This window comes from Rhizobium sp. P2_G2 (assembly GCF_056403555.1).
The window spans coordinates 23,081-39,881 of record NZ_JBFUFF010000019.1 but is presented as its reverse complement, the minus strand read 5'-3'; the positions used below and the strand labels follow the sequence as shown (position 1 = coordinate 39,881).

The window sequence follows — 16,801 nt, the reverse complement described above, 5'->3', positions numbered from 1 at the left end:
GGTCTTCGAGATCGAGTTGTTTTGGTTCTGCGCGCGTCGCGATGTTGCCTGCTGGACGCTCTCCGGTTGGGGCGCTCTACGATTTTACATTGCCGTTTTTATCCTGTTGCCTTCAAGCTTACGCAAGCTGACCGAGATCGAGGCCGGTATGGCAGAACGCCACACCGGCGAACCATTGCGTCACGTACGGCCAGATATCGATAGCACCTATAGGTAGAAGATAGGTGCTGTCGCAGGGTCAGTGTCGAGGCCAGGCGCAGACCATGCCGCCGCCGACGCAGAGACAAGGTGCAGCGCTTGCGTGGACGTCAAAAAACGAAGTCGGATGCCTGGAGGTCTGCAGTCTTGACGTGGTTAATGGCGATCTCGCTGTGGCCAAAGGTGATGAACACCGCATGCACGCCATCGATCGTCTTGATGTGGTTGGACATCATGTCCTGGAAATTCTTGATCGTGGTGACGCGCGAGAAGTCGATCACATCGTGCCCCTGCCTGTCGAAATCGTAGATAATCGCCCCTCCTGTCGCGTTGGAGAAGACGAAGCTATCGTTTCCGTCGCCACCATACATGTAGTCCAGGCCATATGTGGCCACCAGGGTATCGTCGCCATCGTCACCGAAGAGATAGGCCTTGGCGCCATACGCGTAGAGAGTATCGTTATCCACGCCGCCGTGAACCGTCGCCAGGCCGCCGTATTCGCGGATCGTGTCGTCGCCGGTGCCGCCATTCAGCTTGTCCTGCGTGCCATTGCCCCATAATGCGTCATCGCCATTGCCGCCCTGCAGGGCCTCGATACCAATGCCGCCGACAAGTCTGTCGTTGCCGTCGCCACCATTCACGGACCAGTTGATGCGTGAAGCGCCCATATCGATATGGTCGTTCTCATCTGAACCGTAGAGGTCAATATACTGCTTGGCGTTCCCGGCTGGGTTCCAGTGGAAATCGGCGGCGGTTGAAAGATGGATCGAAAACAAATCTCCGCTGACGGATTGTATGTGCTCGAGCGCGGTGGCGGCAATGGTCAGTTTGAAATTGTTGTAGGGCGTCACCATCAGCGTTTCGACGCCGCCGATCTTGCATTGCGAAAGGTCGGCGTCACGGTCGATGTCGATTGTGTCGCGGCCATCGCCGCCCTGTATGAGAAGGTCTCCGGCATTTCCTTGGAGGACGAATCTGTCGTTTCCGCTACCGCCGTCCACGAGCGTTGATTTGTTTGCCGTCAGATCAATCGTGTCGTTGCCGGCATCTCCGGTCACGATGCCCGACTGTTGCTGGATGACAGTGATCCTGTCGTTGCCGTCGCCGCCATGGATCGTGTCCGTGCCTTTCTGTTCCCACATCCAATCGTCGCCGCCGCCGCCAAAAATAATGTCATTGCCGGCTTCACCACGAAGATCATCGTTCTGATCACCGCCTTGGATCGTGTCATCGCCCTTACCGGCAGAGATCCACAGCGGCACGCGTGACGACGACACATCGAAGAGATCGTCGGCGGAAGATCCGGTGAGATGCCAATGACGGCCTATGAAATCCAAGTCTTCGACGGTCGCCTGGTGCGTGAACACCATTTGGAAAACGTCGGCATTGGCTGCCTTATTGCGAAGGACGAAATGGGACAAATCGAGGTCGCCAACCGTGACGGTCTCAGCTGTGAAATCGATCTCTTCGATGCCTGTCGTGGAGAGCTTGGCGGCGGAAAGCGTCGCATAAGTATCGACGTCGAGGACATCGCGTCCGCTGCCGCCGTCGACGACCGCGTCTCCTCCCAAATAGTGAATCGTATCGTTTCCATCGCCGCCGGAAAGCGTGTCTTTCCCACCGGAGCCCAAGAGTGCGTCGTTGCCGTCCTCACCGAAAAGCTGCAAGCCGAACCGGGTTGCATAGGGCTCGAAGTCGCTCGTCTGGCCGCTCAGCCGATCGTTGCCGCCGCCGCCATAGATGACGTTGTAGACCGTGGCGGTCCCGTTTTGATTCCAGTCGATTTTCACGTTCAGCTCATCGTCATCGTCACCCCCCTGGATGACGAGACCGGTCGTGTTGGTCATCAGCGTCCCTCATGCGCATCCTGCAGTTCTGCATTGTAGCCTTTATCGCGTTGTATTTGCAGGCATACAAGCTGACGGACGGCGGGTGGTGTGCGATAGAATGCCGCAGGGTTGATCTCTGTCGAAGCATCGACTGCCAAGCATGGCAAACTCTCGACAAATACGTCTTCCGCTTTTAGTTTGCCGGAAAAGCGAAGGAAAAAGCATGCCCGACACTTCCTACCCCCGCGATCTCATCGGCTACGGCCGCAACATCCCCGATCCGAAATGGCCCGGCGGCGCGCATGTCGCGGTGCAGTTCGTGTTGAACTATGAGGAGGGCGGCGAGAGCTGCATTCTCGACGGCGATGCGGCCTCGGAAAACCTCCTGTCGGAGATCGTTGGGGCCGCGCCTTGGCCGGGCCAGCGCAATCTCAACATGGAGAGCATTTACGAATATGGCTCGCGCGCCGGCTTCTGGCGGCTGCATCGCATGTTCACCTCGATGAACGTGCCGGTCACCGTCTATGGCGTGACGCTTGCCATGGCCCGCAATCCGGATGCGGTGGCAGCGATGAACGAGGCCGGCTGGGAGATTGCCAGCCACGGCTACAGGTGGCTGGAATACAAGGATTTTTCCGAAGAGGCCGAGCGGCGGCACATCCTCGATGCGGTGCGGCTGCACACTGAGGTGGCCGGCGAGCGGCCTTATGGCATGTATCAGGGCAAGCCCTCGGTCAACACGTTGAGGCTTGTCATGGAGGAGGGCGGTTTCCTCTATTCCTCCGACAACTATTCCGACGACCTGCCCTTCTGGGTCCCCGACCTCGGCGGCAAGCCGTTCCTGATCATTCCCTATACGCTCGAAACCAATGACATGCGCTTCGCCACGCCCCAGGGGTTCAATTCCGGCGACCAGTTCTTCGCCTACCTCAAGGATGCCTTCGACACGCTCTATGAGGAGGGGCGACAAGGTTCGCCGAAGATGATGTCGATCGGCCTGCATTGCCGCCTCGTCGGCCGGCCCGGCCGTGCCGCGAGCCTGCGCCGCTTCATCGATTATGTCTTGAAGCACGATCGCGTCTGGATCCCAAGGCGCATCGACATCGCCCGCCATTGGCACGAGCATCATAAGCCGGCCTGAGGAGAGCACCTCCGCCACCGCGGAACCGGCCTTCAGCGTCGGCGGCGCGCCTGAGAATTGCGTCGCAACTTGCGGGTTCTCCGAATTGGACAGGGCTGGGCAGCTTCCGAAAACATGCTGGGAATGGAGGATGTCCATCCGGCGCTCAAAGCGGCGACCTCTCCCGCCGACTGCCCCATTCCCGGGCTTCATTCCAGCACATATGTTCTTTTTTCTTCCACCCCGAAGAAAAGCCGAGGGTCGAACGTCCTGTGTTCAAGTCGCGGTTTTGGGTTAACCTTGACTTAATCACGACTTCTGAGCGATGCTCTTTCGGACAGGCGCCTGCAACCAATACAACGGGCAACCGTAGAGCATTCCCGAAAATCAACGATATCCGGCGTCCTTACATGGGAGATAAGATCAATGGCCAAAATCGTCATCAGCGACCTGCTCGGTGAACTCGGCAACCCGGCGGACTTTTACGATTCTTCGAAGCTGTTTCCTGACAAGGCCACCATGTCGGATAAGGCGGTCTACACCGACGAAACCAGCAATGCCCACATCGTGCTCAACGGCACCGGTTTCGAATATACTGACGGCTGGATCACCGCCGGCACGATCACCAAGATCAATTTCGAAAACAGTGACAAGGCCTCGCTCATCAGCGTCACTCAAGGCACGTTCGATGCCGCCAAGATCATCGAGGCGCTGCATGACAAGGGTGTCGAAAAGGCTTTGCAGATCGCGCTTAGCAAGGCGGACACTTTCGTCGGCTCTGCAAACGGCGATGCGCTATACGGCTTTGGCGGTGCGGACAATATCAAGGGCAATGGCGGCAACGATATTCTGGCTGGCGGCAAGGGCGACGACATGCTCTATGGCGGCACCGGCTCTGATATCTTCGTCTTCAACAAGGGCGACGGTCACGACACGATCCGGGACTTCGATGCCGATGGCGGCGGCCTCAACCAGGATTATATCGACGCCAATTTCGCCGATGTCCTGAAGATCAAGCAGGTGGACCACAGTGTCGTTGAAATCGACTTCAAGGGCGGCGACGTGCTCACGCTTGAACACGCCACCAAGTCCCACATTACGCAGGCGGATTTCCAGACGGTGATGTAACGGCGGTTGGGCAAGCAAAGCGTCCGGGTACCCATCGGCCGCGGCTTTCAAACGAGATCGATGCGTCGTGCGTTGTCTTCTGACGACGCGGACAATGATGATTGAGAAGATGGCCGAGCATATATCCGGCAGCGCACAAAAGGGCGCTGCCGGCTTTCTGCGTTTGACCCTCTTGCCCTTCCTGCGGTGATCGCGCCGGCTTTTTGCCGTCCTGCGCGAATAAACCTCCAGTACCGACCGTCACAAGAATGCTTCGACAGACGTAAAGTGGTGACCGTGCCGGCTTTTCCGGATCAGCGCGGCCACCACTCTTTTTTCGTCGCGGCGGCGTTCTATCCTCGATGGGTCGTCGACGCTTTTTGAAGCCTTCACGGCGGGTCCTGCCCCGCTTTTCTTAATATTGAATGCGGATCGATCCGCATGGCCTCATTTCCAATAATGACGCCTCATCAGGAGACGCCAATGGCAAACAAGACCGGGGACGGCAACGACAACAACATCAGCGGCACGCGCGACGGCGACGAGATCTCGGGTCTGGGCGGTGGCGATCATCTTTACGGCTTGCAAGGCAACGACACGATTCATGGCGGCAATGGAGATGACGTGATCTCGGGCGACTGGGGCGACGACAAACTGTTCGGCGACGCAGGCGACGACATCATCTACGTGTCTTCCGGTAAGGACACGGTCGACGGCGGTGCCGGCAACAACTGCATCAGCTTCGCCTATGTCTTTCGGCCGATCACCTTTTCGCTGACGCAGCACACATTCCACTATACCGACCGCAACGGCGATAACACGCTCAACATCAAGAATATCGAAATCCTCAACGGCAGCGGTTACGACGACACGCTGATCGGCGACAACAAGCGCAATATGATCGGTGGCGGTCTCGGCGACGATGTGCTGAAGGGCCAGGATGGCGATGATTTTCTCATCGGCGGCGATGGCCACGAGACCATGATCGGCGGCGCCGGCAAGGACACGTTCCTGTTCAACACCAAGGCGACGGCTGAAAATTTCGACACCGTCAAGGATTTCAACGACACGGACGACCGGCTTGCCTTTAACGACGTGGATTTCAAAGGCATCAAGGGAACCGGTCCGGCGGACAGCTTTGGCGGTGCCGTGACGCATCATATGGTGGCTGGTGAATTCCAGGCCGGTGCCGGCCATGATGCCAAGACCGCTGCTGTCAGAATCCTCTACGATTCCGACAACGGCATCGTCTATTACGACGCCAATGGCAGCAAATCGGGTGGCCTGGAGGAGATCGCCGATATCGGCAAGCATCACCACCTGACAGCCGATAATTTCTTCCAGTATTAAGAAAACCGACGGAGGCGACGTGGTTCATAGCCGCCGTGGCAAGCGGGCTGCGGCGGCCTCCATTCAGCCAGCCAATCACTGCGTCAGCCTCGCGCCGCCCATCTGACTGCGGGTGGGAGACGCCTGCAGCGCATGGTCGGGAATCGATAGGCTTCAGGGCTGGCACCGCCGCTTGGCAGGGGCGGCCGCAACGATTATCGTTGCTGCTCGTGCTTCCTCGAGAAGCGAACCCGGGAGGCGATCATGGCAAAATTCACTTTTACCCCCTTGCTCGGCAAATTCGGCAGTCTCGCTGCGATCTATGATGAGCAAACACTGAAGCTCGACAAGGGAGGCTCCGGCACGCATGCGGAATATACGGACACGAATGGCGGCGAGCACATCGTTTTTTCGGGCACCGGCTTTCAGTATGGCAAGCACGGCTTCACCGGCACCATTCATTCCATATCCTTTGAAAACAGCGATGGCGAAGCGATGGTCACCGTCACCGACGGTGATTTCAGCGCCAAGTCGCTCACCAAGACCCTGACCGGCACCAATGGCGTCGAGATATTCCTCGACATGATCCATGCCGGCAACGACAAGATCACCGGATCGAGCACGAATGACTACCTGACCGGTGGCATGGGCGATGACACAATCGACGGCGGCAAAGGCAACGACCAGATCTACGGCGGCAAGGGCCATGACCACATGCATGGCGGCGCCGGTTCCGACCAGTTCCTTTTCTCGCCCGACAGCGACGTCGTCGACGATTTCGACGCCAATGGCGGTGGCAGCAAGCAGGATTACATTGTCGGCAACTTCAAGGATATTGATGTCGCCAAGTCAGATGACGGCGTGGTCCTGACCATGGCCGACGGCAGCACGATGACGCTGCTGCACGTCAAGGCGTCCGAGATCACATCCGCCGATTTTGTCATATGAGCGCAAAACAACAGCCCTTTCTGGCCGCATAAAGTCTGTGCGGAGTTCGCCAGATTTCAGATTGCGCGAGCGCGCCGGCTGGCGATTATTGCTGGAGGACTGGCCGGCCTTAAACGGGCCGAGCGGCGACGAAAGCTGTTCGGCTTCACTTGACCAATGCGGCCGAGGCGTTGATCGGGGTCTTGATCCATGTTGGCACCCGTTGCTGCAGCTCGCAACCGCGGGCCTTGCCAGCTGAATCGCCACAGCCTCACAGAGGCCTGTTGAGGGGTCTCAATTCACCTCGACTTTTGCCGGATGCGGCGCTAATTCTCATTCTGTTTCCCCCCGCGTTTTGGGCAAGATTCGTCGCGTTTTCGAAAAATCTGGAGACCGGCCATGAATGAGATGGATTTCATCGCACGCTTCGGCGGCGTCTTTGAGCATTCCGCCTGGATCGCACAGCGTGCTTACGAAGCGCATGAACTGCCGCGGCATCTGTCGGCGGAATCGCTGCACCATATCCTGTCGGGTGCTTTTCGCGCCGCATCCGAAGAGGAGCGGTTGATGGTGCTGCGCGCCCATCCTGATCTCGCGGGCAAGCTGGCGGTGGCGGGTGAACTGACTGTGGACAGTCGCAAGGAGCAGGCGGGCGCCGGTCTCGATCGGCTGACCGAAACCGAGTTCGAGCGCTTCACCGATCTCAACACCCGCTACCAGGCGAAGTTCGGCTTCCCCTTCATCATCGCCGTCAAGGGTTTGAAGAAAGACGAGATTCTGCACGCCTTCGAGAACCGCATCCACAATAGCCGCCATGTCGAATTCGACACAGCCTGCAAGGAGGTGGAGAAGATCGCGGCTCTCAGGCTCAATGCCATGAGTTTTGGCGAGTGAGAAATGGGTGGTCCGTAGCCGGTAGCGAATAGTTAGAGGCGAACGATTGGTGGAGAATGGTTGTTTATTTCATTCGTGGTCGCATTCTACTGACTACTGACTACTGACTACTGACCTTCGCCATTCGCTACCATCCCACGCCCGGAGTCCGATGTTTCTCACCAGCGCCGACATGGTTGACCTCATTGGCTTTCGCCATGAACTCCATCGTTTCCCGGAAATATCGGGTGAGGAGGCGGAGACGGCGAGGCGGGTCGCCGCCTTTCTTGCGCCGATGCGACCTGACAAAGTGCTGACCGGCCTGGGCGGCCATGGCGTCGCGGCCGTTTTCGCCGGCGAGGGGCAGGGGCCGACCTTGCTCTTCCGCTCCGAGATCGACGCGCTGCCGATCCTGGAATTGACCGATGTCCCCTACAAGTCCGAGATATCAGGCAAGGGCCATCTTTGCGGCCATGACGGTCATTCGACCATCCTCGCCGCACTTGGCCGCGGCCTGTCGCGCGAGCGCCCGAAGCGCGGCCGTGTGGTGCTGATGTTCCAACCGGCCGAAGAGAACGGCGCCGGTGCGGCGGCGGTGATTGCCGATCCGCGCTTTGCCGAGATCCGGCCGGACCTATCGTTTTCGCTGCACAATATGCCGGGCATGCCGCTTGGACATGCGGCGCTTATGGCAGGCGTGGTGAACTGTGCCTCGAGAGGCATGAGGATCGCGCTCACCGGCAGGACCGCGCATGCCAGGGTGTTTCGCCGATGGCTGCGGTCGCCTCACTGATGCCGGCACTGACTGCGCTCGCCAACAGTGAGCTGCCGGATCCGGATTTCGCTCTTGTTACCGTCACCCATGCGGCCATGGGCGAGCCGGCTTTCGGCATCGCACCGGGTTATGCCGAAGTCTGGGCAACACTTCGAACACTGCGCGACGAGCGCATGGACGCGCTCTGCGCTGCAGCCGAAACCCTGGCGCGCGAGGCCGTAGAGCGCAGCGGGCTTGCGCTGTCAGTCTCCTATGACGACATCTTCCTGCATTGCGAGAACGCGCCTGTTGCCGTCGATCATCTCGTACGCGCGCTCGACGCCGAGGGCGTCAGCCACGACGCGCGCGGGCTGCCGCTTCGTGCTTCCGAGGATTTTGGCCGCTTCGGCCATGGTGCGCCATCGGCAATGTTCTTCCTCGGCGCCGGCGAGCGCACACCGGGCCTGCACAATCCGGATTATGATTTCCCCGATGCGCTGATCGATATCGGCGCCCGCGTGTTCATGCGGCTTGCGCGGAGCATTCTTGGCTAGAACTGGAGGGCTTGGCTGTTGTTGAGGAGCGGCCGAATTTCGCGCATGGTCGATTGGCTGGTGGGTCGAATCACCGGTAACGGAGAGCGACATGACGACCTACGATATCCCGAGCGGTGACAGCGAATACGATATTCAGGATTCATTCTCAAAATACATTCTTGCAGCCCAAGACGCGATCTCGGTGTCGGCGGGTCATGCGATATTCGTCGACACAGGCAATATCAACGACCAGGTCATCATCAAGGGCCAGGCCGTCGCTTCGAACAACGACGAGGTTGCCTTCGTCTCCAATGCCACGGGGACCACTTTGACGATCGCTGCCATGGGCTCGATCCGTGGTCCGGACGTGGACAGCGTGCAGATGAACGGTGTCGGCAGTGCCGTCATCAATCAGGGAATGATCGAGGGTGGTGTCGTCTTCAGCGGCGACAATAGCAATGTCATCAACACCGGCGCGATCGTCTCGACCACGAGTTCCGCACTGTCTCTGTCTGCTAACGGCATCACCGCCGAAAACGCCGGCTTGCTTTACGGCGGTGATGGTATTTACAATTTCGGCGACCACAACATCGTCAAGCTCGACAAGACCAGTTTCATCAGCGCTGCCGTCGGGATTTACGACAAGGCAGGCATCGACCTTCATATCGTTAATGCCGGTCGCATAACGGCCTCTGTTGCGATCCAGGCCCATGATAGCGTGACGATCGTCAACACCGGCGTCATCGAAGGCGTGATCAACCTCAGCAGCGATGCCGACCGGTTCGACGATCGTGGCGGCAAGATCGATGGGACTGTCCTCGGCGGCAACGGCGATGATGTGTTGATTACAGACAAGGCTACCGACATCCTTTCCGAAAAGGTGAATCAGGGCACGGATACGGTCAAGGCATCCGTGACTTACACTTTATCCGCAAATGTCGAGGATCTTATCCTTTTCGGCAAAACCGACATCGATGGCACCGGCAACAAGCTCGACAATGTGATAACCGGCAATTCCGCAGCCAATACGCTCTCGGGCGGTAGCGGCTCCGACACGCTCGACGGCGCGGGTGGCAATGACACGCTCGTCGGCGGCTCCGGCGCAGATGTGTTCGTCTTTGAGACGCATGGCGGTCACGATGTGATCACCAAATTTGTCGATGGCGACGTGCTGAATTTCTCCCGTTGGGACGATATCCAAAGTTGGCACGAGCTCATCCATGGCGGCCATCTCAGTGAAGATGATGGCAACCTCATCATCCACGCCGGCAGCGATTCTCTGACGTTGATAGGCATGACTGAGGCCGACCTCACCAAGGCGGATGTCAGCTTCCACGCATTGTCTTGATCGACAGCGGCAGGAGGAGTGGGTAGCCGGTGTACAGCCGGAGATGCATTGCGTCCCCGTTTGCATTACGCTAACCGGGTCTCAACTGGCAATTCATCCGGATGAGCTATGACACAAGCCCTTTCCATCACGCCGCTGACCAAGGCGGCTTTTGCACCGTTCGGCCAGGTGGTCGAACGAGATCCCACGACGCTGCAGATGATCAATTCGGGCACGACCGAGCGCTACCACGCGCTTGGCAATGTCGAAGTCCTGGGAACAGACGCGCGGGCGATCATCAGCTTGTTCCGCGGACAGGCCCGCACCTTTCCCTACAAGGTCGATATGATGGAGCGGCATCCCTACGGCAGCCAGAGTTTTCATCCGCTTGACCGTCATCCCTGGCTGGTCATCGTTGCCGAAGATCGCGGCGGTCAACCGGGCACGCCTGTTGTTTTCCTTGCAAGCGGTGACCAGGGCATCAACTACCGAGCGAATACATGGCACCATCCGTTGATGGCTCTTGGTGAAACGCGCGATTTTCTCGTTGTAGATCGCCTCGGAGAAGAGCATAATCTTGAAAAATACTTCTATTCCGTGCCGTTTATCATTTCGGAGGTCGCACTATGACTGGCCTTACGACGCATGTCCTTGATACGGCCTTGGGCATACCTGCCAAGGGCATCATGATCGATATTTTTCGCATCCAGGAAGAAGTTCGCGAGTATTTGCGCACCGTGCGCACCAATGCCGACGGTCGCGTCGACGGCGGACCGATCCTGTCCGGTGAGACTTTTCGCAAAGGCACCTACGAAATGGTGTTCCATACCGGTGCCTATCTGAAGTTTACCGGCCAGAAACTGCCGGACGTGCTGTTCTTGGACATCATCCCCATCCGCTTCGGCATCTCAGACCCGAACCTGCACTATCACGTGCCGCTGCTGTTTTCGCCTTTCGGCTATTCGACCTATCGCGGCAGCTGACGCGGAAGGCGGTCCCCGCCGGTTCTCAAGACGGCCTCGATCGTTGGTGCGTGCTGACAGTGCATGGCGCCCGTCAGCGGGGCCGGCTCGGCGATCCCCGGCGTCTATATCTTTTGCTACACAGTCACCCGGGTAACAGGCGTGGTTTAGCCGCAGCCATAAGGTTTGCATCGGGGACGTTAAGGTCCTCATCAGTTTGAACCGCGCTCATCTCTGTGTGGCAACCGCCACACACATATGAGGCGCTCAGCGAGGAGACGACCATGGCTGCCATCGAAATTCCCTCCGGCAATACCCAATATCTGATCGACGACGACGACAAGACCTATGTGCTCCAGGCCGATGCCACACGCACGGCGGACGGCGTCGATTCTGCGATTGCCGTAAGCGACACATCCGCCGGCGACACCCTCAACCTGAAAGGCGATGTCGAGCAAACTGACCAGGCGACCTGGGCAGTCCAGGTGAGCGGCACGGATATGATCGTCAACATTGCCAAGAGCGGCACGATCCTCGGCAATGGCGGCATCGAATTTAGCGGCGACAATGCCATCCTCACGAATGCCGGCCACATCACTGCCACCGACGCATCCGGTGACGCCATCTACTACGCGGGCCTCAATACCTCGATCACCAATACCGGCACTGTGATTGCTTCGTCGGTGAATGGGGCGGCGATCTATGCCGCCGGCGTCAATTCCACCATTGAGAATGATGGTAAGCTTCAAGGAGCCTACGGCATCCAGGTCGCCGACGTCCGCACGACGATCAACCTTGACACACACAGCAACATCATCGGCAAGACGGCGGCGATCTTCTCCGAAAACACTGAGGCGACCGACAAGATCAACATCACCAATCACGGCCACATCACAGGCCAGGGGAAGGCCTTTGCGATCGAGCTCGGGGATTCCGACGACAGCGTCGTCAACCAGGGCACGATTGCCGGCCGCATCAATATGGGCACCGGCAAGGACGTCTTCGATAATCGTGGCGGCACTGTCGATCACGCGATCGAAGGTGGCGCCGGCGACGACACGCTGATCACCGACAACGCGCATGTGAAGCTCAAGGAAAACGGCGGCAGTGAAGGGTTTGATACCGTCAAGTCGACCGTGACCTACACTCTGTCGGCCAATGTCGAACAACTGATCCTGCTCGGCAAGGCCGACATCGATGGCACCGGCACCAATGACGGCGATGATCTTTTCGGCAACAAGGGCAAGAACCACTTGTTCGGCCTTGACGGTGCCGATGAGCTCAGCGGTGGCAAGGGCGACGACCTGCTCACCGGCGGCAAGAACGACGACACATTCGTCTTCAAGACCGGTTTCGGCCACGATACGATTACTGATTTCGATCAGAACGGCGACCACGACAAGATCGACCTGACCCACTGGGGCACCATCAACAACTTTCAGGAAGTCAAGCAGCATTGGTCAAACGACCACGGCAACGTGGTGATCACGCTCGGCAATGACCAGTTGATCATCCAGAATACGTCCACGCATGATCTGAGCCAGAACGACTTCATCTTCCCGGCCTGATGAACATGTGCGCAACAAACGGCTGCCGCCTGATCCGCGGCGGCTGTTTGCATGCCATCTTCGCAATCGCGCGCCGAGACTTCCACTTGCTGTGGAGCTTTTCGACAATCCGCGCTATCACCGACTTCATAATCGGCTCGCCACGAAGGCGAATGTCCGCGGGGCCGATCTCATCTTTCTCCTGACGAGGAACACAGTTGAAATTCGCCGCTATCGCCGACATCCATGGCAACGCCCTGGCGCTTGAAGCCGTCCTGGCCGACATCGATGCCCAGGACATCGGCGATGTCGTCAATCTCGGCGACAGCCTGTCGGGTCCGCTCGAGGCAGGCCGCACGGCCGATCTCCTGATGGCATTCGACTTCCCGACTGTGCGAGGCAATCACGACCGCTATCTGATCGACCGGCCAAGAGCCGAGATGCACAGCTGGGAGACAGATGCCATCGACGATCTCCGGTCCACGCATTTCGACTGGCTGCGCAGCCTGCCGGCAAGCCGTGTCTGGAGGGATGAAGTCTATATGTGCCATGCCACTCCAACTGACGATAACCGCTACTGGCTGGAGGCTGTCTCCGCCGAAGGCCTCGTCCATGCGAAGCCGCTCGCCGAGATCGAGGCGCTCGCGGCCGGCATCGGCGAGCCGCTGATCCTGTGCGGCCATTCGCACCTGCAGCGCGTGGTGCAACTCTCGGATGGACGGATGATCGTCAATCCCGGGAGCGTCGGCTGCCCCGCCTATGACGACGATCAGCCCTTCTACCACAAAGTCGAAGCGGGCACGCCGCATGCCTCTTACGCGGTGATCGAAAAGGCGCGGGCGGGCTGGCATGTGTCACTTCGGTTGGTGCCTTATGATCATCAGGCTATGGCGCAGCTTGCGGCATCGCGCGGCCGCTACGACTGGGCACATGCGCTGTCAGCGGGCTGGATTTAGCGCGGCGAATTGCGGCTGCGTCGAACTGGCCAAGCACTGATTTCGTCTGTCGGACTGATATTCATATCCGCTAAGAATATTTGACGAAGCTCAAACGTGAAGAGCAGAGACGCACCGGCTCGGCCGGCTGTGCACCAGCAACCAATGCTGGAAACGGGGTTCCGGGGAGGCAATCATGGTGAGTGCTGCAACGAGCAAGCTGTGTTCAGGACATGAAYAGATGTCGGCTGCCGGCGGGGCGCTTATCCACCACCCACCCGGCTGAAGCCTTCCATTTCACCAGATTCGCTATGCGTTCCCCATCGGCTCTTTCGCGATAACCGCATGGTGTTCTCAAAGCCTCGCCGTCGCCTTTGATTTGACATTTGTCATTATTCGTCGCCGCGGCGGCATTTACTTCATTCAATCAGCATGAGGAGCAGCCTGATGGCAAACAAGACGATCAAGGGCTTTCACGACAGTAATATCGTCGTGAAGACAAGCCACACCGAACTAACTCTCGACGTGGGTGCCACGCTCATGTCCGGCAAGGTCGATCCTTCCGCGAGCCCTCCCGCCGCCACGCTCATGGAAGATATTACCAAGACCCCCATGCCGTCGCACAACACCTTCAACATCAACGGCGAAATCATCGGCTACGAGATCGGTCTTCTGGCCGGCGGAGCGCAAGATAAAATCACGATCGGAAAGACCGGTGAGATCGAGGCCGCGGTCGCGATCTATGCTGCCGGCGCCAAGACACAAATAGAAAATCGCGGTCATCTCATAACGACCGGGTTCGACTCGGGCGTGGGGACGATTATCTCGGCGGGAGACCATAGCCATGTGCAGAATGATGGCCTGATCGAAGGTCTCAGCGGGATCAGCACGACGGGTGACGGCGTCACCGTGGTCAACGGTGACAATGGCGTCATCCGGTCGTTGATCAGCGCGGTCAATATGCAGACCAACATGGGTGACACGTCCACGTTCGTCAACCACGGCACACTGGTGGTGACAGCCGTGAATATTGGTTCTGACACCTTCGCTTTCGCAAGTGGGGCCGGCAACGATGCCGTCACGAACGATGGCTCGATAACCGGAAACGTCAGCCTCGGCGACGGCGATGACAAACTTACCAACCCCGGAACGATCGATGGCTATGTCGACCTCGGCGATGGTACGAATGTCCTCGACAATCACGGCGGCACGATCACGGGTTCGATCATCGGCGGCACGGGCAATGACAAGATCGTCAACTCGGGCAAGATCATGGGGAACGTGGAACTCGGCGACGGCTCGAATGTCTTCGACAACCACCGTGGCACCATGACCGGCACTTCGATCATCGGCGGCATGGACGACGACAGGGTCGTCAACTCGGGCAAGATGACCAGCGATGTGGACCTCGGTGCCGGCAGTGACACGTTCGATGGCCGTGGTGGCCATATGACTGGCTCCATTATCGGCGGCGATGACAACGACACCCTAATCGCCGACAGTGCCAAGCTCGTCCTGAGCGAAGATAGCGGCGGCACCAGCGGCAATGACACTGTGAAGTCGACGGTGAGCTACACCCTGACTGCCAATGTCGAAAACCTTGTCCTGATCGGCAAGGCCAATATCAATGGCACCGGCATGGACACGGCTGCCGACATACTTGTCGGCAATGCCGGAAACAACACGCTCAAGGGTCTGGGCGGCTCCGACGACCTCAGCGGCGGTAAGGGAACCGATATGCTTTGGGGCGGCGGCGATGCCGACACCTTCCATTTCTCCACGAGCGATGGTCATGACACGCTCGCCGACTTCAGCCAGGCCGATAGTGACGTCATCGATCTCAGCCACTGGACCGGCATGACCAATCTCGCCGCCGTCACCAATCACGCCGTGGACCAGGGCAGCGACACACTCATCACGCTCGGCCAGGACACCCTGCTGATCAAGAACATCCATGAGGCGCAACTGACGGACGGGGACTTCGTCTATTCGGCTACTTGAGCCGCCGTCCAACGTGCAACGAATTTTCGGAGATTATCCATGACCAAAACCACAACGATCACCGGCTTCACCGCCAGTGTGCTCTTGATGCTCGATAGCGACAATGTCGTGAATGTCGAAAAAGGTGCTCACCTCATGGCGGGCGGCGATTTGAGCCTGCTCGGCGGCGGGGGCGGCAGCATTTTTGGAACCATTTTGGAAAATTTGAACGCCCCGGATTCCGTCCACGACAATGTTTACAATATCGACGGCCAGATTCTCGGTGTTCAGGCCGGTATCATCACGTCAGGCAAGGACGACAAAGTTTCGATCGGATCTACCGGCTCGGTCTACGGCTCCATCGGCATTGCCTCGTTGGGCACGGATACCGCAATCACCAACAATGGCAAGATCATTGCCTCCTTTACCAGCAGCAGCAGTGAAGCTGGCGGCATCCTGGTCGCAGGCGCCGGTTCGAAGGTCGTCAACAACGGCTTTGTGTCAGGCCTCGCCGGCATTCTGGGTGGCGGCGATGGAACTGAGATCGTCAATGGCGAGCATGGCGTGATCTATGGCGATCAGGTCGGTGTTTACATAACGGATATCACCAGTTCCGGGAGCGCTGACGTTAAGTTCGTCAACCATGGCCACCTGACGGGCTCGGCAGGGATCGCGCTTAGCGCGAGCAGTTTCGACGGAAACGTCTCCATCGTCAATGACGGCACGATGAAAGGCGCCGTCGCCTTGGGAGACGGTGATGACACATTCGACAATCGGGGCGGCACGCTGAACAAGCTCGGTATTGTCGGCGGCATGGGCGACGACACACTGATCGTCGACGATAGCAAGCATTTCCTCAAGGAAGAAGTGGGCGGAGGCACCGACACGGTCAAGTCCACCGTCAGCTACACGTTGAGTGCCAATGTCGAGCACCTCGTCCTGCTCGGCAAGGGCAATATCGACGGCACCGGCACTACGGACGCCAATGTCATCCAGGGAAATTCCGGCAACAACAAACTAACCGGATTGGCCGGTGCCGACGATCTTATCGGCGGCAAGGGCAACGATGTGCTCATCGGCGGCGCCGATAGCGACGTCTTCCATTTCGGCATCGGTGACGGCAGCGATACGATCAAGGATTTCACGCATATGGAAGATTCGATCGACGTGTCGAAATGGACCGGCATGAACAGCCTGGCAGATATCAAGTCGCATGCCGCTGACGGCGCCGACGGTGTGGTCATCACCAAGGGTGACGACAGCCTGACGCTGATCGGCATCCACAAGGCCGACCTCACGGTCGACGATTTCAATTTCGCCATCTGAGCCGCGACGGYGCAGTCCGCCGTCAGGCGGACATCGGCCGGCATCTCGCCG

Annotated in this window: 13 protein-coding genes and 1 pseudogene; 13 read left to right on the top strand and 1 reads right to left on the bottom strand. The window is 58.5% G+C overall.

Going from position 1 to position 16,801, the window contains the following annotated elements:
* Positions 1-308: 308 nt before the first annotated feature.
* A complete protein-coding gene (locus AC1D06_RS16140; RefSeq protein ID WP_477987001.1) occupies positions 309-2,045 on the bottom strand; it encodes a calcium-binding protein in 1,737 nt (578 codons plus the stop codon).
* 205 nt (positions 2,046-2,250) lie between these two features.
* Here AC1D06_RS16140 and puuE point away from each other — a divergent pair, with 205 nt between their 5' ends.
* The 13 genes and pseudogenes from puuE to AC1D06_RS16075 all read left to right on the top strand — a co-directional run bounded on the left by puuE (position 2,251) and on the right by AC1D06_RS16075 (position 16,750).
* Entirely contained in the window at positions 2,251-3,168 is a 918-nt protein-coding gene (puuE, locus tag AC1D06_RS16135; protein WP_477874317.1) for an allantoinase PuuE, read from the top strand.
* 405 nt (positions 3,169-3,573) lie between these two features.
* Complete coding sequence (locus AC1D06_RS16130) at positions 3,574-4,275, top strand: calcium-binding protein (RefSeq protein WP_477874319.1); 702 nt, start codon at positions 3,574-3,576, stop codon at positions 4,273-4,275.
* Positions 4,276-4,737: 462 nt separating this feature from the next.
* Positions 4,738-5,604, top strand: coding sequence for a calcium-binding protein (locus AC1D06_RS16125; protein WP_477874321.1), 867 nt, complete (start codon positions 4,738-4,740; stop codon positions 5,602-5,604).
* Between the two features lie 243 nt (positions 5,605-5,847).
* Positions 5,848-6,531 carry a calcium-binding protein gene (locus tag AC1D06_RS16120; protein ID WP_477987000.1) on the top strand — a complete coding sequence of 228 codons (684 nt, stop codon included), beginning with the start codon at positions 5,848-5,850 and terminating at the stop codon, positions 6,529-6,531.
* A 378-nt stretch (positions 6,532-6,909) separates the two neighbouring features.
* Positions 6,910-7,404, top strand: coding sequence for a 2-oxo-4-hydroxy-4-carboxy-5-ureidoimidazoline decarboxylase (gene uraD / locus AC1D06_RS16115; protein WP_477874325.1), 495 nt, complete (start codon positions 6,910-6,912; stop codon positions 7,402-7,404).
* A gap of 151 nt (positions 7,405-7,555) precedes the next feature.
* Positions 7,556-8,691: pseudogene (locus AC1D06_RS16110) on the top strand (amidohydrolase).
* 91 nt (positions 8,692-8,782) lie between these two features.
* On the top strand, positions 8,783-10,021 hold the full coding sequence (locus AC1D06_RS16105; RefSeq protein ID WP_477986999.1) for a hypothetical protein: 1,239 nt from the start codon (positions 8,783-8,785) through the stop codon (positions 10,019-10,021).
* A gap of 108 nt (positions 10,022-10,129) precedes the next feature.
* Positions 10,130-10,630: an ureidoglycolate lyase gene (locus AC1D06_RS16100; protein WP_477874331.1), complete on the top strand. Its 501-nt coding sequence runs from the start codon at positions 10,130-10,132 to the stop codon at positions 10,628-10,630.
* A complete protein-coding gene (uraH, locus tag AC1D06_RS16095) occupies positions 10,627-10,983 on the top strand; it encodes a hydroxyisourate hydrolase (protein WP_477874333.1) in 357 nt (118 codons plus the stop codon). Before AC1D06_RS16100 ends, uraH begins: the two co-directional genes overlap by 4 nt.
* Positions 10,984-11,246: 263 nt before the next feature.
* A complete protein-coding gene (locus AC1D06_RS16090; protein WP_477874335.1) occupies positions 11,247-12,530 on the top strand; it encodes a calcium-binding protein in 1,284 nt (427 codons plus the stop codon).
* 197 nt (positions 12,531-12,727) lie between these two features.
* Complete coding sequence (locus AC1D06_RS16085) at positions 12,728-13,465, top strand: metallophosphoesterase family protein (protein ID WP_477874337.1); 738 nt, start codon at positions 12,728-12,730, stop codon at positions 13,463-13,465.
* A 426-nt stretch (positions 13,466-13,891) separates the two neighbouring features.
* Positions 13,892-15,445 carry a calcium-binding protein gene (locus AC1D06_RS16080; RefSeq protein WP_477986998.1) on the top strand — a complete coding sequence of 518 codons (1,554 nt, stop codon included), beginning with the start codon at positions 13,892-13,894 and terminating at the stop codon, positions 15,443-15,445.
* A gap of 39 nt (positions 15,446-15,484) precedes the next feature.
* Entirely contained in the window at positions 15,485-16,750 is a 1,266-nt protein-coding gene (locus AC1D06_RS16075) for a calcium-binding protein (protein ID WP_477874341.1), read from the top strand.
* Positions 16,751-16,801: the final 51 nt, after the last annotated feature.

Excerpts from the sequence above, each read along its gene's own strand:
- puuE (WP_477874317.1), top strand. The coding sequence starts at position 2,251 with ATGCCCGACACTTCCTACCCCCGCGATCTCATCGGCTACGGCCGCAAC.
- AC1D06_RS16100 (WP_477874331.1), top strand. The coding sequence starts at position 10,130 with ATGACACAAGCCCTTTCCATCACGCCGCTGACCAAGGCGGCTTTTGCA.
- AC1D06_RS16105 (WP_477986999.1), top strand. The coding sequence starts at position 8,783 with ATGACGACCTACGATATCCCGAGCGGTGACAGCGAATACGATATTCAG.
- AC1D06_RS16140 (WP_477987001.1), bottom strand. The coding sequence starts at position 2,045 with ATGACCAACACGACCGGTCTCGTCATCCAGGGGGGTGACGATGACGAT.
- AC1D06_RS16120 (WP_477987000.1), top strand. The coding sequence starts at position 5,848 with ATGGCAAAATTCACTTTTACCCCCTTGCTCGGCAAATTCGGCAGTCTC.
- AC1D06_RS16130 (WP_477874319.1), top strand. The coding sequence starts at position 3,574 with ATGGCCAAAATCGTCATCAGCGACCTGCTCGGTGAACTCGGCAACCCG.
- AC1D06_RS16080 (WP_477986998.1), top strand. The coding sequence starts at position 13,892 with ATGGCAAACAAGACGATCAAGGGCTTTCACGACAGTAATATCGTCGTG.
- uraD (WP_477874325.1), top strand. The coding sequence starts at position 6,910 with ATGAATGAGATGGATTTCATCGCACGCTTCGGCGGCGTCTTTGAGCAT.
- AC1D06_RS16090 (WP_477874335.1), top strand. The coding sequence starts at position 11,247 with ATGGCTGCCATCGAAATTCCCTCCGGCAATACCCAATATCTGATCGAC.
- AC1D06_RS16125 (WP_477874321.1), top strand. The coding sequence starts at position 4,738 with ATGGCAAACAAGACCGGGGACGGCAACGACAACAACATCAGCGGCACG.
- AC1D06_RS16075 (WP_477874341.1), top strand. The coding sequence starts at position 15,485 with ATGACCAAAACCACAACGATCACCGGCTTCACCGCCAGTGTGCTCTTG.
- uraH (WP_477874333.1), top strand. The coding sequence starts at position 10,627 with ATGACTGGCCTTACGACGCATGTCCTTGATACGGCCTTGGGCATACCT.